General features: G+C 70.6%; 26 protein-coding genes and 1 pseudogene. 11 read left to right on the forward strand and 16 right to left on the reverse strand.

Going from position 1 to position 23,407, the window contains the following annotated elements; translation table 11 throughout:
- Positions 1-12 precede the first annotated feature (12 nt).
- The 3 genes from CG723_RS48675 (at position 13) to CG723_RS18475 (ending at position 1,265) form a co-directional block, all read left to right on the forward strand.
- Positions 13-144, forward strand: a complete 132-nt coding sequence (locus CG723_RS48675; protein ID WP_267893704.1) for a hypothetical protein — start codon at positions 13-15, stop codon at positions 142-144.
- A 121-nt stretch (positions 145-265) separates the two neighbouring features.
- Positions 266-865, forward strand: coding sequence for a hypothetical protein (locus CG723_RS49250; RefSeq protein ID WP_442802572.1), 600 nt, complete (start codon positions 266-268; stop codon positions 863-865).
- Positions 866-1,073: 208 nt separating this feature from the next.
- Positions 1,074-1,265, forward strand: coding sequence for a CsbD family protein (locus CG723_RS18475; protein WP_100594532.1), 192 nt, complete (start codon positions 1,074-1,076; stop codon positions 1,263-1,265).
- A gap of 54 nt (positions 1,266-1,319) precedes the next feature.
- Here CG723_RS18475 and CG723_RS18480 read toward each other — a convergent pair whose 3' ends face one another.
- Entirely contained in the window at positions 1,320-1,964 is a 645-nt protein-coding gene (locus CG723_RS18480) for a formylglycine-generating enzyme family protein (protein ID WP_100594680.1), read from the reverse strand.
- A 68-nt stretch (positions 1,965-2,032) separates the two neighbouring features.
- Positions 2,033-2,998, reverse strand: coding sequence for an aldo/keto reductase (locus CG723_RS18485; RefSeq protein WP_100594533.1), 966 nt, complete (start codon positions 2,996-2,998; stop codon positions 2,033-2,035).
- Positions 2,999-3,204: 206 nt separating this feature from the next.
- On the opposite strand from CG723_RS18485, the gene CG723_RS18490 reads away from it, so the two are divergent.
- A complete protein-coding gene (locus tag CG723_RS18490) occupies positions 3,205-3,399 on the forward strand; it encodes a hypothetical protein (protein WP_100594534.1) in 195 nt (64 codons plus the stop codon).
- A gap of 91 nt (positions 3,400-3,490) precedes the next feature.
- On the opposite strand, the gene CG723_RS49255 is transcribed toward CG723_RS18490, so the two are convergent.
- Positions 3,491-3,616 carry a potassium-transporting ATPase subunit C gene (locus tag CG723_RS49255; protein ID WP_442802567.1) on the reverse strand — a complete coding sequence of 42 codons (126 nt, stop codon included), beginning with the start codon at positions 3,614-3,616 and terminating at the stop codon, positions 3,491-3,493.
- Between the two features lie 62 nt (positions 3,617-3,678).
- Positions 3,679-4,092: pseudogene (locus tag CG723_RS47600) on the reverse strand (potassium-transporting ATPase subunit B); the annotation flags it as partial.
- A gap of 370 nt (positions 4,093-4,462) precedes the next feature.
- Here CG723_RS47600 and CG723_RS18505 point away from each other — a divergent pair.
- Together CG723_RS18505 and CG723_RS18510 are read left to right on the forward strand one after the other, a co-directional pair.
- Complete coding sequence (locus CG723_RS18505; RefSeq protein WP_100594535.1) at positions 4,463-5,353, forward strand: glycoside hydrolase family 19 protein; 891 nt, start codon at positions 4,463-4,465, stop codon at positions 5,351-5,353.
- A gap of 463 nt (positions 5,354-5,816) precedes the next feature.
- Positions 5,817-6,590, forward strand: coding sequence for a hypothetical protein (locus CG723_RS18510; RefSeq protein ID WP_234374375.1), 774 nt, complete (start codon positions 5,817-5,819; stop codon positions 6,588-6,590).
- A gap of 49 nt (positions 6,591-6,639) precedes the next feature.
- Here CG723_RS18510 and CG723_RS18515 read toward each other — a convergent pair whose 3' ends face one another.
- Together CG723_RS18515 and CG723_RS18520 are read right to left on the reverse strand one after the other, a co-directional pair.
- Complete coding sequence (locus tag CG723_RS18515) at positions 6,640-7,566, reverse strand: aminoglycoside phosphotransferase family protein (RefSeq protein ID WP_100594536.1); 927 nt, start codon at positions 7,564-7,566, stop codon at positions 6,640-6,642.
- Between the two features lie 68 nt (positions 7,567-7,634).
- The gene (locus CG723_RS18520; protein ID WP_100594537.1) at positions 7,635-8,432 is read right to left on the reverse strand and encodes a LysR family substrate-binding domain-containing protein; all 798 of its coding nucleotides are present in this window, start codon (positions 8,430-8,432) and stop codon (positions 7,635-7,637) included.
- 58 nt (positions 8,433-8,490) lie between these two features.
- On the opposite strand from CG723_RS18520, the gene CG723_RS18525 reads away from it, so the two are divergent.
- A complete protein-coding gene (locus CG723_RS18525; protein WP_100594538.1) occupies positions 8,491-8,895 on the forward strand; it encodes a DUF5997 family protein in 405 nt (134 codons plus the stop codon).
- A 42-nt stretch (positions 8,896-8,937) separates the two neighbouring features.
- Here the strand turns inward: CG723_RS18525 and CG723_RS18530 are convergent, their stop codons facing one another.
- Complete coding sequence (locus CG723_RS18530) at positions 8,938-10,233, reverse strand: alpha/beta hydrolase family protein (RefSeq protein WP_442802568.1); 1,296 nt, start codon at positions 10,231-10,233, stop codon at positions 8,938-8,940.
- 242 nt (positions 10,234-10,475) lie between these two features.
- Between CG723_RS18530 and CG723_RS18535 the strand changes: the two genes are divergently transcribed.
- Both CG723_RS18535 and CG723_RS18540 read left to right on the forward strand, forming a co-directional pair.
- Complete coding sequence (locus CG723_RS18535; protein ID WP_100594539.1) at positions 10,476-11,087, forward strand: RNA polymerase sigma factor; 612 nt, start codon at positions 10,476-10,478, stop codon at positions 11,085-11,087.
- Positions 11,084-12,157, forward strand: a complete 1,074-nt coding sequence (locus CG723_RS18540; RefSeq protein WP_100594540.1) for a CU044_5270 family protein — start codon at positions 11,084-11,086, stop codon at positions 12,155-12,157. Before CG723_RS18535 ends, CG723_RS18540 begins: the two co-directional genes overlap by 4 nt.
- A gap of 70 nt (positions 12,158-12,227) precedes the next feature.
- Here the strand turns inward: CG723_RS18540 and glsA are convergent, their stop codons facing one another.
- The 5 genes from glsA to CG723_RS18565 all read right to left on the reverse strand — a co-directional run bounded on the left by glsA (position 12,228) and on the right by CG723_RS18565 (position 18,230).
- Positions 12,228-14,012: a glutaminase A gene (gene glsA / locus CG723_RS18545; protein ID WP_159032482.1), complete on the reverse strand. Its 1,785-nt coding sequence runs from the start codon at positions 14,010-14,012 to the stop codon at positions 12,228-12,230.
- Between the two features lie 70 nt (positions 14,013-14,082).
- Positions 14,083-14,898: an ABC transporter permease gene (locus CG723_RS18550; protein WP_100594542.1), complete on the reverse strand. Its 816-nt coding sequence runs from the start codon at positions 14,896-14,898 to the stop codon at positions 14,083-14,085.
- A 91-nt stretch (positions 14,899-14,989) separates the two neighbouring features.
- A complete protein-coding gene (locus CG723_RS18555) occupies positions 14,990-15,874 on the reverse strand; it encodes an ABC transporter permease (protein WP_100594543.1) in 885 nt (294 codons plus the stop codon).
- Positions 15,875-15,886: 12 nt separating this feature from the next.
- Positions 15,887-17,089 (reverse strand): ABC transporter substrate-binding protein, encoded by a 1,203-nt coding sequence (locus tag CG723_RS18560; RefSeq protein WP_100594544.1) that lies wholly within the window; start codon positions 17,087-17,089, stop codon positions 15,887-15,889.
- A gap of 106 nt (positions 17,090-17,195) precedes the next feature.
- Positions 17,196-18,230 (reverse strand): ABC transporter ATP-binding protein, encoded by a 1,035-nt coding sequence (locus tag CG723_RS18565; protein WP_100594545.1) that lies wholly within the window; start codon positions 18,228-18,230, stop codon positions 17,196-17,198.
- 107 nt (positions 18,231-18,337) lie between these two features.
- Here CG723_RS18565 and CG723_RS18570 point away from each other — a divergent pair, with 107 nt between their 5' ends.
- Both CG723_RS18570 and CG723_RS18575 read left to right on the forward strand, forming a co-directional pair.
- Positions 18,338-19,162, forward strand: a complete 825-nt coding sequence (locus CG723_RS18570; RefSeq protein ID WP_100594546.1) for a FadR/GntR family transcriptional regulator — start codon at positions 18,338-18,340, stop codon at positions 19,160-19,162.
- Positions 19,116-19,922 (forward strand): cache domain-containing protein, encoded by an 807-nt coding sequence (locus CG723_RS18575; RefSeq protein WP_234374377.1) that lies wholly within the window; start codon positions 19,116-19,118, stop codon positions 19,920-19,922. The genes CG723_RS18570 and CG723_RS18575 overlap by 47 nt, the downstream gene beginning before the upstream one ends.
- Before the next feature lie 16 nt (positions 19,923-19,938).
- On the opposite strand, the gene CG723_RS18580 is transcribed toward CG723_RS18575, so the two are convergent.
- The 4 genes from CG723_RS18580 to CG723_RS18595 all read right to left on the reverse strand — a co-directional run bounded on the left by CG723_RS18580 (position 19,939) and on the right by CG723_RS18595 (position 23,305).
- A complete protein-coding gene (locus CG723_RS18580; protein ID WP_100594547.1) occupies positions 19,939-20,508 on the reverse strand; it encodes a GNAT family N-acetyltransferase in 570 nt (189 codons plus the stop codon).
- Between the two features lie 52 nt (positions 20,509-20,560).
- Positions 20,561-21,400, reverse strand: coding sequence for an alpha/beta fold hydrolase (locus CG723_RS18585; protein ID WP_100594548.1), 840 nt, complete (start codon positions 21,398-21,400; stop codon positions 20,561-20,563).
- 70 nt (positions 21,401-21,470) lie between these two features.
- Complete coding sequence (locus CG723_RS18590) at positions 21,471-22,346, reverse strand: alpha/beta fold hydrolase (RefSeq protein ID WP_100594549.1); 876 nt, start codon at positions 22,344-22,346, stop codon at positions 21,471-21,473.
- The gene (locus CG723_RS18595; RefSeq protein WP_100594550.1) at positions 22,343-23,305 is read right to left on the reverse strand and encodes an alpha/beta hydrolase; all 963 of its coding nucleotides are present in this window, start codon (positions 23,303-23,305) and stop codon (positions 22,343-22,345) included. Before CG723_RS18595 ends, CG723_RS18590 begins: the two co-directional genes overlap by 4 nt.
- Between the last annotated feature and the right edge of the window lie 102 nt (positions 23,306-23,407).

Here is a 23,407-nt window from a genome sequence, read left to right on the forward strand (position 1 = left end):
CCAGAGGACTGCATGAACCGCGTTCCCGATACGTCCCCCTCGTCGATCCGGGATCAACTGCTCGACGCCGCCCATGCGTTGGTGGCGGAGACCGGCTGGGCGAAGCTCCGGATGACGCACACATCGTCACTGCCGCGGGTGTGACCCGGGCGGTCGTGCACGAGCATTTCGGGTCGTTGGACGCGGTGGGCCAGTCACTCGTGTCGAGGGAGGCGGCCGGTTCCTTCTCGGCATCGCGGCCGAGCTGCGCAAGCACCCGGACGACCTGGGACGGGGCACCGCCGCGGGGGTCGGCTTCGCGCTGAGCCTCGCGGCGGACAACCCGGTGACGTCCGTCCTCACCAGCAACGTGGGCGAGGACCGCGTCCTTGTCGCCCACATCACGACGCGCTCGGAGCAGATTTTCGGCAGTACCTGCACCCTGATCGCCGACTACGCAGGGGAGGCCTGGCCGACGATCCCCGACGAGCGTCGGCGTCTCATGGTCGACGCCGTCGTCCGCATGGCCATCAGCCACATCGTCGCGCCCGCGCTGCCTCCGGAACGGACGGCGCGGGACATCGCCGACATCGCGGTTCACGTGGCGGCCTCGCGCGAGGGCTCCAACTCCCTCCGAAGCACGGCCAGTTCCGTGATGAGCCGGACAACGACTCGTCCGTCATCAGTCCACGGGACAGATCGAGCGCCGACTGGGTGCCCATGCCGTGTCCGTAGAGCACGAGCGGCATGCCGTGTCCGTAGAGCACGAGCGGCTCCGGGACGGTGCCAGGCGGAGAGCGGTTCGGCGAGGCCATCGCGGAGGTGTCGCGCTGGGACACGCCGGCCATGGACGAAGGGGCAGGCAGGTGCCGTTGGACCGGGTTGAGGACGTCTCTGACGCCCCGGCCGCCCGCATCGACCCGGACGCCCCGCGTGACAGTCCGAGCGATTCTGCGTCATGCGGACCGGACCCCGCCCCGGCCTGAGCTGCCCAGGAGCGCCGACTCTCACGGAGCGTAGTCGTCCGCCGCGCGGCTTCGGCGCCGCCGTTCTACGTTGGTCGAGCAAGAGCCGTACAAGACAAAGGAGTCGTAATGGCTGACAAGGGCGGCATGGACAAGGTCAAGGGCAAGGCCAAGGAGATGACCGGCAAGGCGACCGGTGATCGCCGCAAGGAGGCTGCGGGCCGCGCCGAGCAGGCGAAGGGCCAGGCCAAGAAGACAATGGGCGACGCCCACGACCGCGCCCGCGGAGTCCAGGACTCCCTGCACCGCGACGGCTCCTGACCAGAGCCTGAAAGGAGCCCCCGCGCATGTTGCGCGGGGGCTCCTCCCCTGCTGTCACACGGTGCGGGCCAGCCGGAACCCGAGGTCGTCGATCGCGAACGTCGGGTGGCTGCGGCGCCGCACCGAGGCCCCGCAGCCACGCTCCGACTCGGCCCAGCCACCGCCGCGGAAAATGCGGTAAGAGCCGTAGACCTCCTCGTCGTACAGGTCCCAGCACCACTCCCAGACGTTGCCCAGCATGTCGTGCAGCCCCCACGCGTTGGGGGCCTTGCAGCCGACATCGCGGACTCCGCCGCCGGAGTTTTCCGCGTACCAGGCGATGTCGTCGATCGCCCCGTACCGGTAGCCCTCCGTGCCCGCCTTGCAGGCGTACTGCCACTCGGCCTCCGTCGGCAGCCGGTAGCCGTCGGCGTTCCAGTCACAGGTCACCTCACCGCTGCCGGCGTCGCGGGTGTAGGCAGGTGTCAGCCCGGAGCGCGCGGAGATGACATTGCAGATGTCGATCGTGTCCAGCCAGCTGACGTTCGTCACCGGCGAAGCATCGCTCGTGGCGGGAGCCGGGGCCGCGCCGGTGGCGGAGCGGAGGAGACCCGCCGTCACGGGATGGCGGCCGAGCAGGAACGGGGCGATGTCCGCCGTCCAGCGCGTGCCGCGCCGGTCGTCCCGTAGGTCGACGGTGCCACCGGAGATGCTCACCATCCCGTTGGAGACGCTGTCCGGAACGGCGTCGTTCGCGGGGTGCACCTCGTGAAGCCTCTCTGTGGAGATCATCCGTAGAAGTTACGCTGCCAGCGGTGCCCGGCCAGGACGGCGAGTTGGTCCGCGGTCAGCGGCCGTCCGTCGCTCAGGGCAGTGTTGCGCTCGACGTTGCGTACGGTGCGCATGCCGGGGATGACGGTGGAGACTGCGGGCGAACTCAGCACGAAGCGCAGCGCGTTCTCGGCGATCTCGTCGGGCGCGATGCCCAGGTCGGCGACGATAGCGGCGACCTTCCGCTCGACCTGCGCCGGCCGGTCGTCACGGAAGTAGCGCGCCCGGAAGTCGCCCTCGGGGAACGTGGCACCGGCAGTGATCCGCCCCGTGAGCCCTCCCTCGTCCAGCGCCACGCGGACGATGACCCCGACGCCGTGTTCTTCGCAGGCGGGCAGCAGCGCGTCGGCGGGTGCCTGGTCGAAGATGTTGTAGATGACCTGCACGGTGTCGACGGCGCCGCTGCGCACGAGGGCGAGGGCGTTGTCCGGCTGGTGATCGTTGATCGAGACGCCGAACAGGCGGATCTTCCCCTCCTTCTTCAGCTCCTCGACCGTCTGCAGCCAGTCGCCCCGGCCCACCCACTCATCGCTCCAGACGTGGAACTGCACCACGTCGAAGTGGTCGAGGCCGCTGACCCGCAGGCTGGTCTCGACGCTCTCGCGTATGTGGGCGCCGGGGAACGCCTCGACGGGGTCGATGCCGTCGGGCGCGGGCCAGATCCTGTTCATCGGCGGGACCTTGGTCGCCACCAGTACCTCGTCGCCGGTCCGCTCGCGCACGACCCGGCCCACGATCCGCTCGCTCTCGCCGTAGCCACGGGCGGTGTCGATGAAGTTCACCCCGAGGTCGACGGCACGGTGCAGGGCGCGTACGGACTCGTCCTCGGTGGCGCCCACCCACCCGGACGCGCCGATGCCCCAGGCGCCGTAGCCGATCTCGGACACCGACATTCCGCTGCGGCCCAGCTCGCGGTAGCGCACTCTCAACCTCCACGTCGTGATTCTTCTCCCGGGCCACATCGAAGTCGGAGCGCCCGGAAGCGTTCCGACGATCCATACCCTCCTCAGGGTCGCTCGTCCCCCGATATGGACACTTTGCCTACGCAGGAAAGGTCACCGGTAGACTCGTTGGCTGATTCCTCCGGTGCCGGGGGCGTCGCCAGCCAAGGAAAGAGGGAAGTCTCGACGTGTGGGCCGCACAGCACGAAGCTCCGATCTACAGTCGGCTCATCCAGGAACGAGGCGACATCCCCGCCCAGGTCCGTGCCGTAGCCGAACAGACCCTGCGGGATCTGGAACGGGTGATGCCGGCGCCGCTGCCGCGCGCCATGCCGACGCAGCAGACGCCGGCGCTCAACAGCGGCGGGCAGGGCTCGCTCTAGCGCATAACGGAAGCCGGCGGCACGGGGAAAGTCTCCCGAGCCGCCGGCTTCCGTCTTGTTCCGTTCCCGATCAGCCTTGTTCCGTTCTCGATCAGCTCTTCGCGGCCAAGTCCTTGAGCGCGATGTTGAGTTCGAGGACGTTCACGCGGGGCTCGCCCACGAAGCCGGCGACCCGCCCGTCGGTGTGGGCCTCCACGAGCTGCTGCACCTGGTTCACCGGAAGGTGGTTCCGCTCCGCGACGCGGTGGATCTGGATCTTCGCGTACTGGGGGGGGAGACGTCCGGGTCGAGGCCGGAGCCGGAGGACGTGACGGTCTGGGCGGTGAAGGCGATCCATTCGGCGCCGGCCGGCTCGCCCTGGTGGCGTTCGCGCAGCCCGCACTTCTCCTTCGCGAGGACCACGATGGAGCGGCCCTCGGGGGTCTTGTCGGACAGCGAGGACAGCTGGGCGGCGTCGACGAGTTCGGCCGCGGTGACGCCCTTGACGGGCGCGAACTCGGCGGCCTGCCGGTTGCCGAGCGTGATCCTCCCCGTCTTGTCGAGCAGCAGGGTCGATACGTCACCGGCGGCCTCGACCGTCCTGCCGGACATGGCGAGGACGTTGTGCTGGACGAGGCGGTCCAGGCGGTCCATGCCCGCGGTGCCGATCGCGGAGAGCAGTGCGCCGATCGTCGTCGGGATGAGGCATGCGAGGAAACCCCCGTTCAGGACCGGGATCGCCCGCCCTTGACGCCTCCCATACGGCGGGGTGCGCGGCCTTGACGCATCCCATGCGCGTCTTCGCGCCAAGGTGACGTGGACCACCCCGGCGCGCCCGCGTTCCCGCAGTTCAGAAGCCCCTGGACTGTTCGTCGAGCGGTCCAGGGGCTTGCCTGTATCGCGAACATCCCGTTCCTTCGGTGCGGGCTGCTCCTCGGCCGAAGCCCAGGCCGAATCCCTGCCACCACGGCGGTCGCTTTTGGTCTAGACCTTGACAGGTTCAGACCAGGTTCGCTTGAGTGACCGACACCCCCCATGGCGGCGCCGGGATCCCCAACTCGCGCCGCGCCGAAGGAGCGTTGGCATGATCAAACGCGTCACGAGTCTTGTCGCCACCCTGGCCGCGGTCAGTGCCGTGGTCGTCATCGGCCCTGCCACCACGGCATCGGCGGCCGAGTGCGCCGCACCCTGGAACTCCTCGTCCGTCTACACCGGCGGCGGATCGGCCTCGTACAACGGGCACAACTGGAACGCCAAGTGGTGGACCCAGAACGAGACCCCCGGCACCTCCGACGTCTGGGCGGACCAGGGCGCCTGCGGCGGTGGCGGGACGAACCCCGGCGACCCCGATCCGTCCGGCTTCGTCGTCAGCGAGGCCCAGTTCAACCAGATGTTCCCGAACAGGAATCCGTTCTACACGTACAGCGGACTGACCGCCGCGCTCAGCGCCTACCCCGGCTTCGCGAACACCGGCAGCGACACGGTCAAGCGCCAGGAGGCCGCGGCGTTCCTGGCCAACGTCAACCATGAGACCGGCGGTCTGGTGTACATCGTCGAGCAGAACACCGCCAACTACCCGCACTACTGCGACACCAGCCAGCCCTACGGCTGCCCGGCGGGCACCGCCGCGTACTACGGCCGCGGCCCGATCCAGCTCAGCTGGAACTTCAACTACAAGGCCGCGGGCGACGCGCTCGGCATCGACCTCCTCCACAACCCGTACCTGGTGGAGCAGGACGCGGCCGTGGCCTGGAAGACGGGCCTTTGGTACTGGAACACGCAGAACGGCCCCGGCACCATGACGCCGCACAACGCCATGGTGAACGGCGCCGGCTTCGGCGAGACGATCCGCTCCATCAACGGCAGCCTGGAGTGCAACGGCGGCAACCCCGGCCAGGTCCAGAGCCGCATCGACCGGTACAAGGCGTTCGTCCAGATCCTGGGCACCACACCGGGCGACAACCTGAGCTGCTGACGCGCCACCGCGCATGACGCGACCCGCCGCCGGGCGGGCCTGGAATCCACCAGGTCCGCCCGGCGGAGTCGTCACGGGGCGTCCGGGCGACAGGAGACCGCATCAAGTGACCGGACAGAAAGGGAAGTTGGGCCGGCCGGGTTCACTGTTGAGCAGCTTGTCGACGTTCACCCGGAACCACTGGCCCCGGGGGCACCTTCCTGCCGAGCGCGGTGCTCCCGAGCCGGCTCTCGAACGCCTCGGCGTCCAGGACGGCGATGATCTCCAACCCGTCCACCCCGCTGATCCCGCCGCCCCGTCCATGGGGCGCAGCGCACTGCCGCCGCGACGGCCATCAGCCCGAAATGTACAATTTAATTGCGTTCACGAGCGAGCGTCCCGTCTGCGAGGTGACACCATGCAGTGGTGTGTGTCGAGGCATCGCAAGGCCGCACTGATCCCGGTGAGCGCTGCCGTCGCGTGCGTGACAGCTCTCGCGGGAGTTCCGGCGTTCGCGGACGACGGGGGCGACGCGTCGAAGCTGAGCGCGCAGCAGCTCGCGGACGACGCGAAGAAGGAACTGCTCGACGCGAAGTCCCTCCATATGCTCCTGAGGAGCAACTCCACGGGACCCGCCGACGCCCGGTCCCCCGCGGTCCTGGATCTCGTCCTGGACCAGAACGGCAACTGCGCCGGATCTCTGAAGATGGGCACGGGCGGCGCCAATGGCGGCACTGTCGAACTCGTCAAACGCGGCGACGAGTTGTGGATGAAGCCCGACACCACGTTCTGGAAGTCCCAGGTCGAGGGCGGCGCGGGGGAGCTCGCGGCCCAGGTCTTCAAAGGGCGCTATGTGCACGGCAATGCGAACGACGGCCTGCTCAAGAGCCTGGGCGACACTTGCGACTTGAACGCGTTCCAGGCCCAGGTGAACGGTGGCCCCACCGGTGCGCCCCCCGAGAAGCTGACGAAGGGCAAGCAGATCAAGGTGGACGGCACGAACGTCGTGCCGGTGAGTGGCAGGAACGACGGCAGCGACGTCGTCCTGTTCATCACCGCGAAGGACCCGCACCGGCTCGTGCGTGCCACCCAGAAGAGCGGCGACCTGAACACGACGATGACGCTCACGGACTACAACCGGCCCGTGCCGACCGCGACTCCGTCGAAGGAAGACTCGGTCGACGTGTCCAAGCTCCAGAACCTCTCCCCGAAGGCGACGCCGCCGCAGGCCGTGGCCCCAAATCGGGGCGTGTGGTGAACTGCCCGGCCTGCTGAGCGAGTTGAGCGCGCAGTCCTCGTGCAGGCCGTCAGTTGCCTGCACCGCCGAATCGGGCGTGGTCGGCCAGGACTTCGTCGATCACGCGGTGATTGGACGCGGCGCTTTCCGGGTCGGTACCGAGCGACTGGGACATGACCAACAGGGACTTCCACAGGGCCCAGCCGCGCGCTCGGGCCCATGTGCCGGCGTCCTGGGCGACCGTGCGGCGGAAGGCCTCGCGGCTGTCTCCGGAGAACGTGCACCAGGCGATCACCAGATCGCAGGCGGGGTCGCCGACGCCCGACGTGCCGAAGTCGATGACGGCCGTGAGTTTGCCGTCGGCGACGAGCAGGTTGCCCGTGGCGATGTCTCCGTGGAACCACACCGGCGTCCCCTGCCACCGCGCCGCGAGCGCGGCCTCCCACACGGCGGCCGCCCGGGACGTGTCGACATGGCCGTCGAGCGCCGCGAGGCAGCGCCGGGTCTCGTCGTCGTAATGGGTGAGCGACGCGCCCCGGTACCAGCTGTGTTTTCCGGCCGACGGTCCCCCGACGCCGTCGCAGCGTTGCAGCGCGAGGACGAACTCGGCCACCGAGACCGCGAACTGCGCCATGTCGTCGATGGGGCCGCGGGCCGCCGTCTCTCCGTCCAGCCAGCCGCGTACGGACCACGGGAAGGGGTATCCCTCGCCGGGCTCGCCCTTGGCCAGGACGGGCGGGACGGCTACGGGCAGTGACGGCGCGAGCCGTGGCAGCCACTCGTTCTCCTTGGCGACCGCGGGAACGTAGCCGGCGCCGGTGGGCAGGCGGGCCGTCATCGCGTCACCCAGGCGGTACGTCCTGTTGTCCCAGCCGTCGACCTCCACCGGTGTCACGGGGAGGCCGCTCCACTGGGGGAACTGCGCGGCGATCAAACGTTCCACGAGTGCGGCGGTGATTCCGGCACGGCCGTCGGAAGGACTCGGAGTCGAAGCCATTCAGGGATCATCACGCCCGGAAGACGTACGGGGCAACGGAATATCGGTGGCCGCGGCCCCTGTCGCTACTACGGCTTGCGGCGCGGCTTCCCGCGCTTGGGGCCGCCCTTGGAGCCGCCCTTTGCAGCGCCCTTCGGCCCGGGTTTGGCGCCGCCCTTGGCGCCGCCGCTCCGCGGGTTCCTACCGGCGGCCGGCTTCTGTCGCGCCGCCCCGCTCTTGTCGGTACGCGCGGCCTTGGCCTGCGGCGGGGTCGCCGTACGGCCGCGTGAGCTGTTGACCGTCCGCCCGCGGACGATGCCGATGAACTCCTCCACCAGGTCGGTGGTCTCGTCCTCCGGCCACGACAGCGCGACCTGGGACTCGGGGGCGTCGGTAACAGGTCGGTAGGTGAGGTCCTTGCGGTGGTGCAGGCGGGCGAGCGACTGCGGGACCATCAGCACACCGATCCCGGCGGCCACCAGCTCTACGGCGTCCGCCGTCGTCGCCGGGCGCTCGAACGCGGGCTCACCGGGAAGCTGCTCCCAGGCGAGGGTGTCGTCGAGGGGGTGCAGCACGGTCTCGTCGTCCAGATCCTCAAGGGACACCTCGTCGACCGCGGCCACGACGTGGTCCTTGGGGATCACCACGACGGTCGTCTCGACGTAGAGGGGGATCGCGCTGAGCACGGTCCGGTCCACCGGCAGCCGCACAAGGCCGGCGTCCGCCCCACGGTCTCGCAATACGTCGGATGCCTCGTCGGCGGGCGTCGCGACGAGGGTCAGCGGAACGCCGGGCAGCCGCTCGTTCCAGATCCGCACCCACTTGGTGGGCGTCACTCCCGGGACATACGCGAGCCGGAACGAAGGGGATACATCCGAGCCTGTCACTCCGCCAGGTTACCGGTCGTGGTCGGAGGTATCGCACACAGTCGATACCCTTGACACCATGACGTCGCACCAGACCACCCAGACCATGAAGCCCGCGACCGCGGCCAAGAAGCTGGGTGTGCACCTCGAGGCCACCCCCGCCGAGTTCCAGGAGGGTGTCGTCTCGCGCAGCGAGCTCAACGCGCTGCAGGCCGATCCGCCCGAGTGGCTCAAGGAGCTGCGGCTCAACGGCCCGCACCCCCGGCCCGTCGTCGCGTCCAAGCTCGGCATCTCCATCTCGGGTCTCGCCCGTGGCGGGATCACCGAGGCGCTCACCACGGAGCAGATCGAGGCACTGAAGACCGAGAGCCCCGAGTGGCTCCAGCAGGAGCGTGCCACCCAGGCTGCGGTCCGCAAGGAAGCCGTCCGTATCAAGGAGCGGAACGCTCAGCGCGCCGAGCAGTCCGGCGACCAGCGTTCCTGACCGCCCCACCTGACCGACCTCCCCGGCCTCACCTCGGACCTGTCAGGGCACGAATTCGATCTCGGGGAAGCGCAGGGACGGCCCGGACAGGAGACGGCTGTCCCGGCACCGCAGGTGAAGGTCGAAGAAGGCGCCCAGATAAGCCCGCTCGGCAGCGACAGCGCGGTGCGCGGTGATCGTGCCGATGGCATCGGTCATGGCGTCGACCACCTCGGGCGGAAGCGGAAGCGCTCTGTCCAGCTGTTGCATCAGCGGGGACAGGTCGGTGTAGGACTGGTGTCCGGACGCGCGCAGGCGCAGGCTCCGGCGCCAGCCACGCAGATGCGACCAGAACTCCTCCCAGGACGGGTCGTTCTCGCGTCCGTGGCTCGCGTTGCTCATCAGCAGGAAGGGCCGGTCGAGGCCCGTGGTGGCGACAGACCCGTTGATACTGCCGTCCAGGTCGGCGCCCGCCATGATGCGGTGATCCGCCGCCATGGCCTCCGCCGCCGTGTCCCCGCCGAGCGAGTGCCCGAACATGCCGGTCCGGCCCAGGTCGAGCGAGCCGCACAGGCCGTGTGGCAGCGGGCGGCCCTCGGCGTCGGGATTTCTCCCCGCGTTCAGGCGGGCCAGCTCGTCCAGCACGAACCTGGTGTCGTCCTGGCGGACCCGCAGCGCCTTCGCGATGTCGCCGTCGGTCGGCCGGGCCGGCTGCCGGCCCAGTTCGAGACGGCCTCCCGGGAACTCCACGATGTCGCTCTCGTGCGTGTGGTCGATGGTGACGACCGCATAGCCTCGACTGGCCAGGTCCTCGACCAGCGCGGTGCCGAGGGCGCGCTGCGCGCGGTATCCCGGGGCGAAGAGCACGACCGGCAGTCCATGGCCGGACACCTCGACGGCGGCGCCCGTGTACGCGTGCGTGAGCGGCAGATCCACGGTGTCCAGGGACGTGTGAAGCTGTTCGCTCACTTGCTGTTTGTACAACGCCGACGCCTTGGGCGGGAGCCAGGGAGCGCGTGCGCGGCCGTGCGTGGGGCGGGCCGGGTACCAGAGGCTCACCATCAGTTCCCGGGGCGAGTGTGTCGACCGGGACGACCGGGGCGAGGTCCACGGATCCTCGCGCGAGTGGTCGACCAGATGCAGCTGAGTCGTGCCGACAGTTGCCCGCCCAGCCGGTGCGGGCAGGGTCAACCGGACCCGGCCGATCGGGCGCGCGGCGACTCCTTGCCTACCGGCGGTGGCTGCGGCAGCCGTACGCGCATCTGCCGTAGCCGTCCCCGCCGTGGCCGCCGCGAGCGCGGCCGCACCCATCACCGACAGCACCGACCGCCGTGTCGGACGGTCCGTCATATCGCTCATGCGGCTCCCTCACCGGTAGTGGAACGTGGGGCGGATCAGTCATCGACACTGGCATCGCGGGCAGGACGGCGACAGGCCGTGAGCGCGATCTCAGGGTGCGGCCCGGGCCATCCCGGATCCCGCCTCCGGGATGGCCACCAGGGGTGCGTCCACCGCGAGTTGCTGGTGTGGCGCAGGTCACCGGAACGCGTGCTGGGGTGCGGAGAGGTACCGGATGTGAAGCGCGATGAGAAGGAGTGCGGATGCGTGGACGGATCCGGGCAGGGGACCGCGAGGCGTTCGCCGACCTCTATGAGGAGTACGCGCGGGCGATCTACAACCACGCCCTGCGTCTGACCGGCGACTGGTCGCTCGCCGAAGAGATCATGTCCGACACGTTCCTGACCGCGTGGGCGACCAGGGAGCGTCTCGACTCCGATGCCGACGCACCGCTCGGGCCCTGGCTCTACGGCATCGCGACCAACAAGGCGCACAACGCCCGGCGCGGTGTACGGCGCCGGCTGGCCTTCCTGGCCCGCCAGCCCGCCGCAGCCGACGTGGACGACTTCGCGGAGGAGACGGCCGGCCGTATCGACGACGCCCGCCAACTCGCCCGTATCCACGGCTCGTTGGCCAAGTTGCGGCGCCCCGAGCGGGACGTGATCGCCCTGTGTGTCTGGGCCGGGCTCGACTATGCGCAGGCGGCGGACGCGTTGGGCGTCCCCGTGGGCACGGTCCGCTCGCGGCTGTCCCGGGCGCGCGCCAAACTGCAGCAGCTGAGTCAGCACGAAACACCGGAACCGCGCCCCGGTCGCGGAGAGGTATCGAGTGAGGCCGCGTTCGCGGCCCTGCCCCTTCGGGAGGAAGCCCGATGAACGCAGCACACCCGTCCGGGAGTGACCGCAAAAAGGCCCAGGAGGTATCCCGGCTTCTGCCCGAGGCGCCCGAATGGGATCTGCCGCGGGGGCGACACCGCCACCACAAGGACATCCTGATGCAGCAGATCGACCGCCACCACGAGAGCGTCGCACCCACCAGTCCGCCGCGTCACCAGGAAAGCGTCACCGCCCGCCGACGCTTCCTGCGCCCCGCGGTGGCCGTGCCCGTAGCGGCTCTCGCTCTGACCGGCGCGCTGGCCGCCACCCTGACGTTCGTCGGCGACGACCACGGCGCGACGCCCGTAGCCCACGCACCGGCGGCCGACAGCGGAGCCACCGTCCTGCTGGACCAGATCGCCGACGCCTCGCTCAGGACGGACACCACACCGGTCAAGGACGGCCAGTACGTGTACGTACGCAGCACCGTCCGCTCGAACGAAGGCACGTTCGCCGGGCCGGTCGAACTCGGCGCCCCGCACCGGCGCGAGGCCTGGATGGCACAGACGTCCAAGCCGGTGAAGCGCCTCGGCACCATCATGGAAACCGGCAAGGGCGTTCCGATGTCGGGGCAGCGGCTCCCCTACGAGTCGGCCGACGCGCTTGCTCCCGGCCTCGACCGGCCGACGTACGCCTGGCTGGCCTCGCTGCCCACCGACCCGGACCGGCTCCTCGACGAGCTCTACACCGGGACCAGGGCCACGGGCCGCGAGTCCAGGGACCAGGCCGTCTTCGAGAGGATCGGGTCCCTCCTCGACGAGACGGTGATGCCGCCGAAGAACGCCGCGGCGCTCTACAAGGCCGTCGCGCGGATCCCCGGGATCAAGCGGATTCCCGACGCGGTCGACGCCGCGGGGCGCCACGGGGTCGGCATCGCCCGCCAGGACGCCAGGTCCGCGAGCCGCAGCGAGTGGATCTTCGACAGCGAGAGCCTCACCTACCTCGGCTCACGCTCGTATCTGGACAAGGACGGCAAGGGCATGAAGCCGGCGGGTACGAACGCGATCCTGCGCCGCACCGTCGTCGACAAGTCCGGCGCGATGCCCGCCGACACGACGGCCGACAGCTGACCGAAACGGCGGGGCGGATTCGGGCGCTCCGTCGCTCAACTCCCGCATGACTGCCGCGCCTTGGCGCGCTTCAGGCGCCCTCGGGCCGGTCCACCGTCTCCGCCCCGTCGAGCGGGCTGCGCTCCAGGAACGCGGCCGCCGCGGGGACGGCCGTGCGCAGCCGCAGCAGTCCGGCCGCGGTAAGGGTGCGGCACACCGAGTCCTCCTCGGCCATGACGCGCTCGCCGAGGCGGGCGTGGAAGTCCGCAGGGGTGAGGGCCGCGCCCGGCCCGGCGGACCAGGTGCGGCCCGCGGGTGTGGGCCGTGAGCTGTGGGCGCACACGGCCAGGCGCCCCGACTCCACGTACCAGAGGACCACGGGCTCCGCGCGGGGTGGCTCGACGGCCTGGCCCGCGGACAGGGACATGGTGCCGAAGCAGTCGAAGACGGCCTGCGCGGCCTGCTCGCCGGCCCTCCCGAACAGGTCGCTGTCCGTCAGGGGAACCGGCACGGAGGGGTCGAGTCCGAGGCCGGTCAGGAGTTCGTCCTCGCAGGATTCGATGGCGCGACCTAGGTCGGCGAACTCGTCCTTGGTGTGCGTCACGGGTCGGGCCGACGGGTCGGCGATCACCATGCGGATCCCGCGTTCGCGCAGGTCGTGGCCGAGGGCGCGCAGGAGGTCGGCCGCGACGGGTTCGATGCGGCCGACCCGGGCGAGGTCCAGAACGAACCAGCGGGCGGCCTTCGGGAGGTCGCGGGCCGCGCGCAGGGTCTGTTCGGCGGTGGCGAAGTCCAGGTCGCCCTGGAGGACGTGGACCCGGATGCGGTCGGGTCGTTCGTCGAGTGCGGCGCGCTGGTCGCGGGGGCGGTGGCGCAGCGAGCGCAGCGGACCCGGGTCGAGGGAGCGGGGTGGCAGGGGGCGTCCGCTGCTGCCGGTGGCGCGCATGAGGTGCAGCCCGAACTGCTCCGACAGGAGGTGGCAGGCGGCGATGGCGCGGACGCTGTTGCCCTTCTCGTCGAGGGGCGGGCTGAACACGCCGATGCCGAACTGGCCGGGCAGCGCCACGCCGATCCCGCCCGAGACGCCGCTCTTCGCCGGCAGGCCCACGCGCAGCATCCACTGCCCCGAGGCGTCGTACATCCCGCAGGTGGCCATGACGGCGAGCACATGCTGGGCATGGCGGGAGGCGACGACGCGCTCGCCGGTGAGCGGGTTCGTGCCGCCGCCGGCCAGCGTCGCGTGCATCACGGCGAGGTCGTCGCAGGTCACGAGCACGGAGCACTGTCGGAAGTAGACCGCGAGCTGCTCTTCCACGTCGCCGGTGAGCGATCCCGCGTTGTGCATGAGGTAGGCGAGGGCGCGGTTGCGGTCTCCGGTGGAGCGCTCGGATGCGAACACCGCTTCGTCGACGGTCAGGTCCCGGCCCGCGAAGGCTCCCAGTCCGGCCAGGATGCGGCCGATGCGCTCGTCGGGGTTCGCTCCCGCGACCAGTGAACTGGTCACGATGGCACCGGCGTTGACCATCGGGTTGGGCGGGCGTCCGGTGCCGGGTTCGAGGCGGATCGAGCTGAACCCCTCACCGCTCGGCTCGGCGCCCACGCGCGCCAGGACGTCCTCCAGGCCCTGGTCCGCGAGTGCGAGCGCGAAGACGAAGGGCTTGGACACGGACTGGACGGTGAACGGCACCTCACTGTCGCCGCAGCTGTAGACCTGCCCGTCGAGCGCGCACAGGCTCAGTCCGAACAGGTCGGGGTCGGCTCTGCTCAGCTCCGGGATGTACGAGGCCGGCTCGCCGTCGGTGAGGTCGCGCAGCCGGATGCGGACGCGGTCCAGGAGCGCGGCGAGCGGATCGTCCAGCGGCTTGTTGTGCCTCACACCGCAATCGAACACCACGGCCGGACGATGCGCCTTCCCAAGCGGGCAACGGGTGCCCGCGACGCCCGGGTCAGATCCGGCTCCCGGACGCGGTGTCCGAGGACAGACGCTGGGCGAGGTAGATCGGGATGACGGACAGCAGGACGAGGACGGCGGCGACGACGTTGACGACGGGGGCCTGCTGCGGGCGCGCCATGTTCGAGAAGATCCAGACGGGCAGTGTCTGGATGGCGGGTCCGGCGGTGAAGGTCGTCACGACGATCTCGTCGAAGGAGAGGGCGAAGGCGAGCAGCCCACCAGCCACCAGTGCGGAGCGCACCAGCGGGAACGTGATGTCGAGATACGTGCGGAAGCTGTGCGCCCCGAGATCCATCGCGGCCTCTTCGTACGACCCCGGCATGCGCCGCAGCCGGGCGATGACGTTGTTGAAGACCACCACGATGCAGAACGTGGCGTGGCCGACGATGACGGTGAACAGGCCGAGGCCGACGCCGAGCGGTTCGAGGACCGTGCGGAACGCGGTGTTGAGCGCGACGCCGGTGACGATACCGGGCAACGCGATCGGCAGGACGACGACGAAGGAGATGGCGTCGCGTCCGAAGAACCTGTAGCGCTGGCACGCGAAGGCGATGAGCGTGCCGAGGACGAGGGCGATGGCGGTCGCGCCGAGCCCTGCCTTGACCGACGTCCAGAGCGCGTCGCGGGCGCCGGAGCTGTGCCAGGCGTCGGCCCACCAGCCGAAGGTGAGCCCGGGCGGCGGCCAGCCCGAACTGCGGTCCGGGTTGAGGGAGTTGACGAGGACCAGGAGTAGGGGCACGTAGATCACCGCGAAGCCGAGCGCGGCGGCGATGCGCAGGGTGATGCGCGCGGGGCGGGAGAGATTCATCGGAGGGACCTTCGCTGTGCGTGATCCGGAGGGTCGGCGGGGGCGGGCGGCGGCCCGGGACGTCAGGGGCTTCAGAGGAGGGCTCCGGGCGTCACAGGCTGCTGAGGGCTCCTGTACGGCGTACCGCGAGCAGGTAGAGCACGATGATCACCACGGGCACGGTGCCGAGCGCGGCGGCGAGTGGCAGGTCGAGGGTGATGTTGGAGTAGATGAGGTTGCCGATCAGCTGGGTCTTGCCGCCGACGATCTGTACGGCGATGTAGTCGCCGAGGCTGAGCGAGAACGTGAAGACCGAGCCGGCCGCGACGGACGGAAGGATCATCGGCAGGACGACGGAGCGGAAGGTGCGGCCCGTGCGGGCGCCGAGGTCGGCGGAGGCGTCGAGGAGGCTGTCCGGGAGCTGTTCGAGTCCGGCGTGGATCGGCAGGATCATGTACGGCAGCCACAGATAGGTCAGGACGAGGACGGTGGCAGTGAGGCCGTAGCCCGGACCCTTGATGCCGAGCGGCCCCAACACCCAGTCCAGCAGGCCGCCTTGGGCGAGGATGAGCCGCCAGGCGTACGCCTTGACGAGGTAGCTGGCCCACAGCGGGGTGAGGATGGCGACGACGAGAAGGGGCCGCCACCGGGGGTTCGCGATGCGGGCCGTGTAGAACGCGATCGGGAACGCGACGAGCACGCACAGCGCGGTGACCGCGAGGGCGACGCCGACGCTGCGCAGGGCCACCTGCCGGTAGACGTCGGTGGTGAGGAGGGCGGTGAAATTGTCCGTGTTCCAGATCTTCACGACGTTCGAGGTGAAGGAGTCCGTGGTCCAGAACGCGGACAGGAACAGGACGGTGAGCGAGCCGAGATAGGCCAGGACGAGCCAGGCCAGTGGTGCGGAGAGCAGCAGGGACAGCTGTAGCCGGGGGCGGCGGTACAGGGCCCCGGCGAGCCGCCGGACGGGTCCGGCGGCAGGCGCGGTGTCGGTCATCGGCGGCAGGTCCTAGCCCTTGATCTCGGTCCAGGCCTGGACCCACTTGGCGTACGGGACGCACTTGGTGTCCGTGCGGCCGTCGATGCACTGGGCGATGGGCGTGGTCCAGAAGTGGACGTTCTTCCAGTAGGCCTCGTCGGCCGCGTGGTAGGTGGCGCAATGGTTCTTGTCGGCCGTCAGGTCACAGGCCTTCGCGTTGGCCGGCGCTTCGCCGAAGTACTCGGCGACCTGGGCGTTGGCCTTGGGCGAGATGATCCAGTCCATCCACTTGTAGGCGCAGTTGGGGTGCTTGGCCTTGGCGGAGAGCATCCACGTGTCGGACCAGCCGGTGGCGCCCTCCTTGGGCAGGACGCCCTTCACGGGGACCTTCTCCGCCTGGGCGGTGTTGAGGATCACCTGCCAGCTGGTGCCGACGACGGAGTCGCCGCTCTTGAACGCGGAGACCTCCTTGAGGTAGTCGCTCCAGTACTCGCCGACGTTGGAGTTCTGCGCCTTGAGCAGGGCGACCGCCGCGTCGAACTGCTTCTGGTCCAGGGCGTACGGGTCCTTGATTCCGAGGGACGGCTTGGACTTCATCAGGTACAGGGCGGCGTCCGCGAGGTAGATCGGCGAGTCGTACGCGGTGACCTTCCCCTTGTGGGCCGAGGCCTGGTCGAAGACCGCGGACCAGGAGTCGGGCGCCGGGGAGACCTTCTTGGTGTTGTACATCAGGAGGTTGGCGCCGCGGCCGTGCGGGATGCCGTAGGCGACACCCTTGACCGAGTTCCACTGCTGGTTCTTCAGTCCGGCGAAGACGTCCTTGTAGTTGGGCACCAGCTTGGTGTTCACGGGGGCCGCGTCACCCGAGGCGATCAGCCGCAGCGACGCGTCGCCGGACGCGGAGACCGCGTCGTACTGGCCGGTCTTCATCAGGTTGACCATCTCGTCGGACGTGCCCGCGGTCTTGGTGTTGACCTGGCAGCCGGTCTGCTTCTCGAAGTCGGTGACCCAGTCGACCTTCGGGTCGTTCGAGCCGTCCTCGGCGTAGCCGGCCCACGCGATCAGGTTGACCTGGCCCTCCGTCTTGCCGAGGGTTTTCTGCGCGGAGAGCTTCGGCGGGGTGAAGTCGCTGCCGCCGGGCGAGGATCCGGCGGTGTCCGAGGAACCGCAGGCGGAGGCGAGGAGCAGGGCGCCGAGCGCGGCCACCGCTCGGGATGTTCGGGTCAGTCGCACGGGGATCTCCACGGTGAGGGGACGGGCGGGCAGGCGATAACGGTCGTACGGGGGCTGCGGGGACGCGTGCGTGTGCGTGTGCGTCAGGAACGCGACGGGCCGGGGGTCAACTCGCCTCGGGCACCTGGAAGTTGTGCCGCCGGTGCCACTGGAGTCTGACCCGGGAGCCGCGCAGGGCGGCCACGTCCTCGGACGACGTCTCGAGGTTCTGCTGGAGGGCGGTGAGGCGGCCCCCGGCATCGAGGTCGACGAGGAACCGGGTCGCGTCGCCCAGATAGACGACCTCCGCGACGGTGCCGGTCGCGCTCGCGTGCTCCGGCTCGGCGGCGGCGGACTCCTTGAGCACATGGATCTTCTCCGGGCGGATGCTGTACGTCCCCCGGTCCCCCACGACCTGCTCCGCCGCGTCTCCGGACAGGAGATTCGAGGTGCCGACGAAGCCCGCGACGAAGGGGGTGGCGGGACGCTCGTATATCTGGGCCGGGGTGCCGACCTGCTCGACGCGGCCCTGGTTGAAGACCGCGATGCGGTCGCTCATCGTCAGCGCCTCCTCCTGGTCGTGCGTGACGAAGACGAACGTGATGCCGATCTCGCGCTGGATCGCCTTGAGTTCGACCTGCATCTGCTCGCGGAGCTTGAGGTCGAGGGCGCCCAGCGGCTCGTCGAGGAGCAGCACCTTCGGGCGGCCGACGAGGGCGCGAGCCAGGGCCACGCGCTGACGCTGGCCGCCGGACAGCTGGGAGGGCCGGCGCCCGCCGAACCCTTCGAGCTGCACGCTCGCCAGTGCCTCCCTGGCCCGCGCGAGGCGCTCGGCCTTGGGCACCTTGCGGACCTTGAGGCTGTAGGCGACGTTCTGCTCCAGGGTCATGTGCGGGAACAGGGCGTAGTCCTGGAACACGGTGTGCACGTCACGCTCGAAGGGGGCACGGCGGGTGACGTCGGCGCCCGCGAGCTCGATGGTTCCGGCGGTCGGGGCCTCGAAGCCCGCGATCATCCGGAGCACCGTGGTCTTGCCCGAGCCGGACGGCCCCAGCATCGAGAAGAACTCGCCGTCCGCGATCTCCAGGTCGACCCCGGCCACGGCCTCCGTCCTGCCGAAGGACTTGCGCAGGCTCTGCAGCCGGATGGCCATTCCCTCCATGGGCGGGAACCTTTCTGGTGCTGTCGGGAGTTGGCCGTAAACATATGAAGTCATAGTTCTAATTTCAAGGCCCCGCTAAGGTAAAGGCTGTGCCAAGTGGCAAGGTGGTGACCGTGAACCGAGACAAAACCGGCGTCCGAAGAGCCGTCTTCACACCCGTCGACACGCTTGCCCGTGTGGACGCCGTCGTGCGGCGGCTCGGTGACGCCATCGACCTCGGGCTGCTCGCCGACGGTGAGCAGCTGCCCGGCGAGAGCGACCTCGCCGCCCAGCTCGGCGTCTCCACCGTGACCCTGCGCGAGGCCCTCATGGCGCTGCGGCAGCGCGGCCTGGTCACCACCCGCAGAGGACGCGGCGGCGGCAGCTTCGTCACCGTCCCCGACGGCCCCGCCGAGGACCGGCTCCTCGCCCGCCTCGCCGACTGGAGCACCGAGGAACTGCGCGATCTCGCCGACCACTGGGCCGCCGTCTCCGGCGCCGCCGCCCGCCTCGCGGCCCGGCGCACGGAGCCCGCCGATCTGCGGCAACTGCAGAGGTCTTTGGGAGAGTTGATGGACGCCAAGGAATCGGGGGCCCGCAGCCGCATCTACGGTCGCTTCCATGTCGAGCTGGCCGCCGCCGCCCAGTCCGCCCGTCTGACCAGGGAAGAAGTCACTCTGCAGACCGAAGTCGGGGCGCTGCTGCGGCTGGTGCTGCACGACGACGACCTCCTCGCGGACGCCGCGGACCGTCACCGCGCCGTGATCTCGGCCGTGCATGATGGGGCGGACGACCGTGCCAGGGCCCTGGCTGAACAGTGCGTGCAGACCTCCATGGCGCGCCTGATCGAACTCCGCCTCGGCCCGGCAGGCGACGCGAGCGGTCCCCGCCCGAAGGAGGCCCCCGATGGGCAGCAACCCCCGTCCCGCACACGCCGGATCGGCGCTGCTTGACGACCTGTCGGCAGCCGACGCGGCCGCCCGCGTCCGAGACGCGCTCGAAGGGGTCTTCGACGCCGTCGGCGCCACCGCCGCGGACATCGAGTCGGTACTTTCCTCCGTCGCCGCCGAGGGCCGCCGCCCGGCCACGGACGACCTGACCGCGCTGCGCCCCGGACTGCACACCCGGCTCGACCGCTACGACCTGGTCTCGGGGATCGGCTTCGTCGCGGCGCCCGGTCTCCTCGACGACGTACCCGCGTGGCTGGAGTGGTGGCAGCGGACCGCGGACGGATCCGTGCAGCGGCTGCTGCTCGACCTGGATCCGCAGCGCTCCGCATACTCCGACTACACCCACTGGGACTGGTTCACACTGCCCCGCGACACCGGGCAGCGGGCGGTCGCGGGCCCCTACGTCGACTACCTCTGCTCCGACGAGTACAGCCTCACGCTGTCCGCGCCCGTGACGGTCGGGGGCCACTTCATGGGCGTGGCCGCCGCCGACGTCTACCTGCGGCGCTTCGAGTCCGTCGTCGTGCCGCTGCTCCAGCGCCTTCCGGGTCCCGCCCGCCTGGTGAACGCGCGCGGCCGCGTCGCCGCGTCGACGGACCCCCGCCATCTCGTCGGCTCCCTCACCAAGGGCCCCGACCTCGCGGCGGTACTGGCCGGACCGGCACAGGGCACGGACCACGACGAGCTGCGCCTGCTGCCGTGCGACGGCGTCCCGCTGATCCTGGCCACGACACCTCCGATGTCTGGGACCAGGCGGTCATAGACCTGCTCCGGCCCCCTCAGGCGTCACCCGGCGCACGCACCGCCGCCGCCGCGACTGCGCTGTACGCGCGACCGTCCACCACGTACTCGCCCAGGGGCCGCATACCGAAGCCGTCCACGTGCACGCGCCAGGAGGGCCGGTTCGTGGACTCGATGAACGCGACCACGGCGTCGGCCCGCGCCGCGGCCGCCTCGACAGCCATGGTGAACAGGCCACGCGCCACCCCGCGCCCCCGGTAGGCCGCGTCGACGACCACAGGGCCGTAGAGCAGCCAGCGCACCTCGCTCAGCGGCCGGCCCTCCCAGCGCAGCGTGTCCTGCGCGGCGAGCAGACCCACGACCGGTGGCGGCGGCGCGGGCAGTTCGTCGGGGCCGGAGAGGGCGAGGAGACCCGCCACCTTCCCGTCGTCGTCGGCGACCAGGAGCGTCCCGGCGGCGGCCATGCCGCGGAGTGCGGCGGCGTCGAAACCCCCTTGCACGAAGCCCTGCTCGTCCCGCTGCTGTTCCGTCAGGGCGTCGCGGTGATTGGCGGCGAAGAGCGCGGCCATGGCGGGAGCGTCGGCCTCGGTCGCCCAGCGATACATCATGGAACCGATCCTGACACGGCGGGCGCGGGCGGCACGGCACACATGGCGGCCGCTATCCCAGGAACGACGCCACCGTCTCCGTGAAGCGATCGGGGTCGTCGACCCACGGGAAGTGGCCCGCGCCGTCCTGGACGACCAGTTGGGCGCGCGGGAACAGCTCCGCGATGGCGGCGGCGACCCGGGGGAGCGGGCCGCCGTCCCGCTCCCCCGCCAGGACCAGGACCCGCGCGTCCCACCCGGCCAGGGCGGCGCGGGCCGCGGCGGGGTCGAAGGATCCGGGGGACGCGTAGACGTCCGCCGCCTCCTCGTTGGTCTGCTCGACCTCGCCGGCGGCGTGCGCCTCGGCGGCCGCGTCCCAGCGCCCGTAGAAGAACGGGACGGCCGCGTCGAAGTCCTCGTCGGTCGCGGTGCCGTCCCAGACGCGTCCGAGCGCGTCGCGTGCGGAGACGAACCAGGGTTCGTCCGCGCGCAGGTCCGCCGCTTCGAGCCGCTGATCCGTGGTGAAGTCGACACCGAGGGCGCGTGCGCGGGCGGTGACCATGGTGAGGGTGCGGACGCGCCGGGGGTACCTGGCCGCGTAGAGCAGCGCGAGGTCACCGGCCGCCGAGTGGGCGAGCAGATCGACGCTCTCCAGGCCGAGTTGGACGCGGAGAGCCTCGACGTCACCGACCTGCCGGTCGCAGCGGTACGTGGACGGGTCGGCCGGGACGTCGGAGTCGCCGGTGCCGCGCAGGTCCAGCAGGACAAGGCGGCGCCGCTTCGCAAGCCCGCCGAGGTCGCCGAGGTAGGCGGAGGCGCGCATGGGCCCGCCGGGCAGGCAGATCAACGGCTCACCCTCCCCCACGACGTGGTAGGCGAGCCGGGTGCCGTCGGGTGCGGTGAAGGCGGGCATGGCGTCATCCTCGGGTCCGCGCGCCGATCATGGCAAGCGGATTGGCCCCGGTGGGTGGGGTCGGGAGCCGCTAGCGCGGATCCGGGTCGGGTACGCGCGTGAACTTCCGTACAGCCGAGGCCAGTTCGGTCGGTTGGTCCAGGGGGATGAGGGTGTAGCTGTCCTCGATCTCGACCAGCCGCCCGTGCGGGAGGAGTTCGGCGAGGCGCCGGCCGTGGTCGACCGGCATCACGCGGTCGTCGCCCGCCCAGACGACGAGCGCGGGCCGGTCGAATGCCGGCAGGCGCTCCGCCGCCCTGAGCAGGATGCGCGTGTCGGCGAACACCGAGCGCAGCATCCGTACGGCATCTCGGCGGATCTCCGGCTGTGTGATGACCGGCCTCATCCACCGACCGGTCGCAGCGCCGCCCCGTTTCGTCAGCCACCCGAACGCGACCGGCAGCCGCCGTACCGCGCCGAGCCGCATCTGCTGCATGAACAGCCCGAACATCCGTGGCGGCAGCTTCCCCGCGAGAGCGAGCGTCCTGCCGGTCAGCCCCGGTGGAAGGTTGTCGAATGCCTCGCACGAGACGAGCACCACGCGCCCCACACGCTCGGCTGCGCCCTCGGAGATGACCAGTTGAACGAGCGCCCCGCCGGTGTCGTTGCCGACCAGGGTGACGTCGCGCAGGTCGAGCCTGTCGAGGAACTCGACCACGAGGCGGGCGACGCCGGGCAGCGACAGATCGGTGTCGTCGCGCATCGCACGGCGGTGTGCGCCGAGGGGCAGCGTCGGCGCCACGCACCGGTGCTCGCCGGACAGTTCCGCGATCGGCCCGTCCCAGAGCGAGGCGTCCATCATCAGGCCGTGCAGGAAGACGACGGTGGGGCCCTTGGTGTCCGCGTCCGCCTGTCCGCCCGTGTCCTCGTACTCGATGGTCCCTGCGGACAGTTCGATCTCCCTCATGACCGGCTCCGGACTGAAGGGTCAGCGGTCGCCGCGACACCATCGCCGACGGGTGCCTCATCGACCAAGTGGCGCTGCAAAAACGTGAGTTCGGCCTCAACCGCCGGCTCGTGCGCGTCCATGAAGGGTGCGTAGTGCCCTCCCGGCAGGTGAACCACCTCGGCCTGCGGCGCTCGCCGTGCCGCGGCGACGGCCGGCCCCGGCAGGGCCGACCGGTCCTGGTCGCACACGACGACCAGCAGGGGACACCGCGCCTTGGCAGCCTGCCGGCCAGGCCGGTAGAAGCTGAGGCTCAGCGCCGTGCGGGCGGCGACCTCCTGCTGCCACTGCGGGTAGCGGTTGCCGGGGTTGAGCGCCCGGTCTCCGTCGTTGCCGTCCGGCGTGGTGAGCACCGCCACGGTCCCGGGCGGACCAGCGAGCGGCATCAGCAAGGGACTGCGTCCGACGAGACCACCGGCGGCATCGAGCAGGCCCCTCACGGTGAGCCGGAGCATCCCCCACGGCGTCTGATACGTCATCGCCCTGCGCGACGCCTCGGGTCCGTCGGCCAGCGGCGTCTGAGCGATCGCCGCCGCCAACTGCGGTGCGCGCGCCGCCACTTCGAAGATGTGGCCGCCCGAAGCCGAGAAACCCCAGGCCGCGACCCGAGCGGGGTCGACCTCCGGCAGAGCGGCTGCGCACGCGATCGCGGCCCGCCAGTCGGCGAGTTGCTCCCTGATGTTCAGGATCTGGCGCGGCGCTCCCCCGCTTTCGCCGAGGCGCCGGTAGTCGAAGGCCAGGACGCTGAACCCGGCGGCGTGGAAGCGCACCGCGAACGGGTCGGTGCCCGGCTCCTTGGTCACCCCGCCGCCGGCCGCCATGACCACACACGCGCCGTTGGTCCCCGGGTAGTGCCACGCGGCACATTCGGTGCCGCCGCTGGGGAAACGGACTTTCTCCCGCTCCATGGACATCCGCATGACCGGCCTCCGAGTGGACCCGCGTGGATCCGAGTGGACGAGAAGCACCCTCAGCAAAAGTGAACCACGTGGTTCACAACCTGTCCACGGTCTCGCCCACGG

The organism is Streptomyces sp. CB01635 (genome assembly GCF_002803065.1).
Lineage (GTDB): Bacteria > Actinomycetota > Actinomycetes > Streptomycetales > Streptomycetaceae > Streptomyces.

Excerpts from the sequence above, each read along its gene's own strand:
- CG723_RS48675 (WP_267893704.1), top strand. The coding sequence starts at position 13 with ATGAACCGCGTTCCCGATACGTCCCCCTCGTCGATCCGGGATCAACTG.
- CG723_RS18475 (WP_100594532.1), top strand. The coding sequence starts at position 1,074 with ATGGCTGACAAGGGCGGCATGGACAAGGTCAAGGGCAAGGCCAAGGAG.
- CG723_RS18480 (WP_100594680.1), bottom strand. The coding sequence starts at position 1,964 with ATGGTGAGCATCTCCGGTGGCACCGTCGACCTACGGGACGACCGGCGC.
- CG723_RS18505 (WP_100594535.1), top strand. The coding sequence starts at position 4,463 with ATGATCAAACGCGTCACGAGTCTTGTCGCCACCCTGGCCGCGGTCAGT.
- CG723_RS18515 (WP_100594536.1), bottom strand. The coding sequence starts at position 7,566 with ATGGCTTCGACTCCGAGTCCTTCCGACGGCCGTGCCGGAATCACCGCC.
- CG723_RS18525 (WP_100594538.1), top strand. The coding sequence starts at position 8,491 with ATGACGTCGCACCAGACCACCCAGACCATGAAGCCCGCGACCGCGGCC.
- CG723_RS18530 (WP_442802568.1), bottom strand. The coding sequence starts at position 10,233 with ATGAGCGATATGACGGACCGTCCGACACGGCGGTCGGTGCTGTCGGTG.
- CG723_RS18535 (WP_100594539.1), top strand. The coding sequence starts at position 10,476 with ATGCGTGGACGGATCCGGGCAGGGGACCGCGAGGCGTTCGCCGACCTC.
- CG723_RS18540 (WP_100594540.1), top strand. The coding sequence starts at position 11,084 with ATGAACGCAGCACACCCGTCCGGGAGTGACCGCAAAAAGGCCCAGGAG.
- CG723_RS18550 (WP_100594542.1), bottom strand. The coding sequence starts at position 14,898 with ATGAATCTCTCCCGCCCCGCGCGCATCACCCTGCGCATCGCCGCCGCG.
- CG723_RS18555 (WP_100594543.1), bottom strand. The coding sequence starts at position 15,874 with ATGACCGACACCGCGCCTGCCGCCGGACCCGTCCGGCGGCTCGCCGGG.
- CG723_RS18565 (WP_100594545.1), bottom strand. The coding sequence starts at position 18,230 with ATGGAGGGAATGGCCATCCGGCTGCAGAGCCTGCGCAAGTCCTTCGGC.
- CG723_RS18575 (WP_234374377.1), top strand. The coding sequence starts at position 19,116 with ATGGGCAGCAACCCCCGTCCCGCACACGCCGGATCGGCGCTGCTTGAC.
- CG723_RS18580 (WP_100594547.1), bottom strand. The coding sequence starts at position 20,508 with ATGATGTATCGCTGGGCGACCGAGGCCGACGCTCCCGCCATGGCCGCG.
- CG723_RS18585 (WP_100594548.1), bottom strand. The coding sequence starts at position 21,400 with ATGCCCGCCTTCACCGCACCCGACGGCACCCGGCTCGCCTACCACGTC.
- CG723_RS18590 (WP_100594549.1), bottom strand. The coding sequence starts at position 22,346 with ATGAGGGAGATCGAACTGTCCGCAGGGACCATCGAGTACGAGGACACG.
- CG723_RS18595 (WP_100594550.1), bottom strand. The coding sequence starts at position 23,305 with ATGCGGATGTCCATGGAGCGGGAGAAAGTCCGTTTCCCCAGCGGCGGC.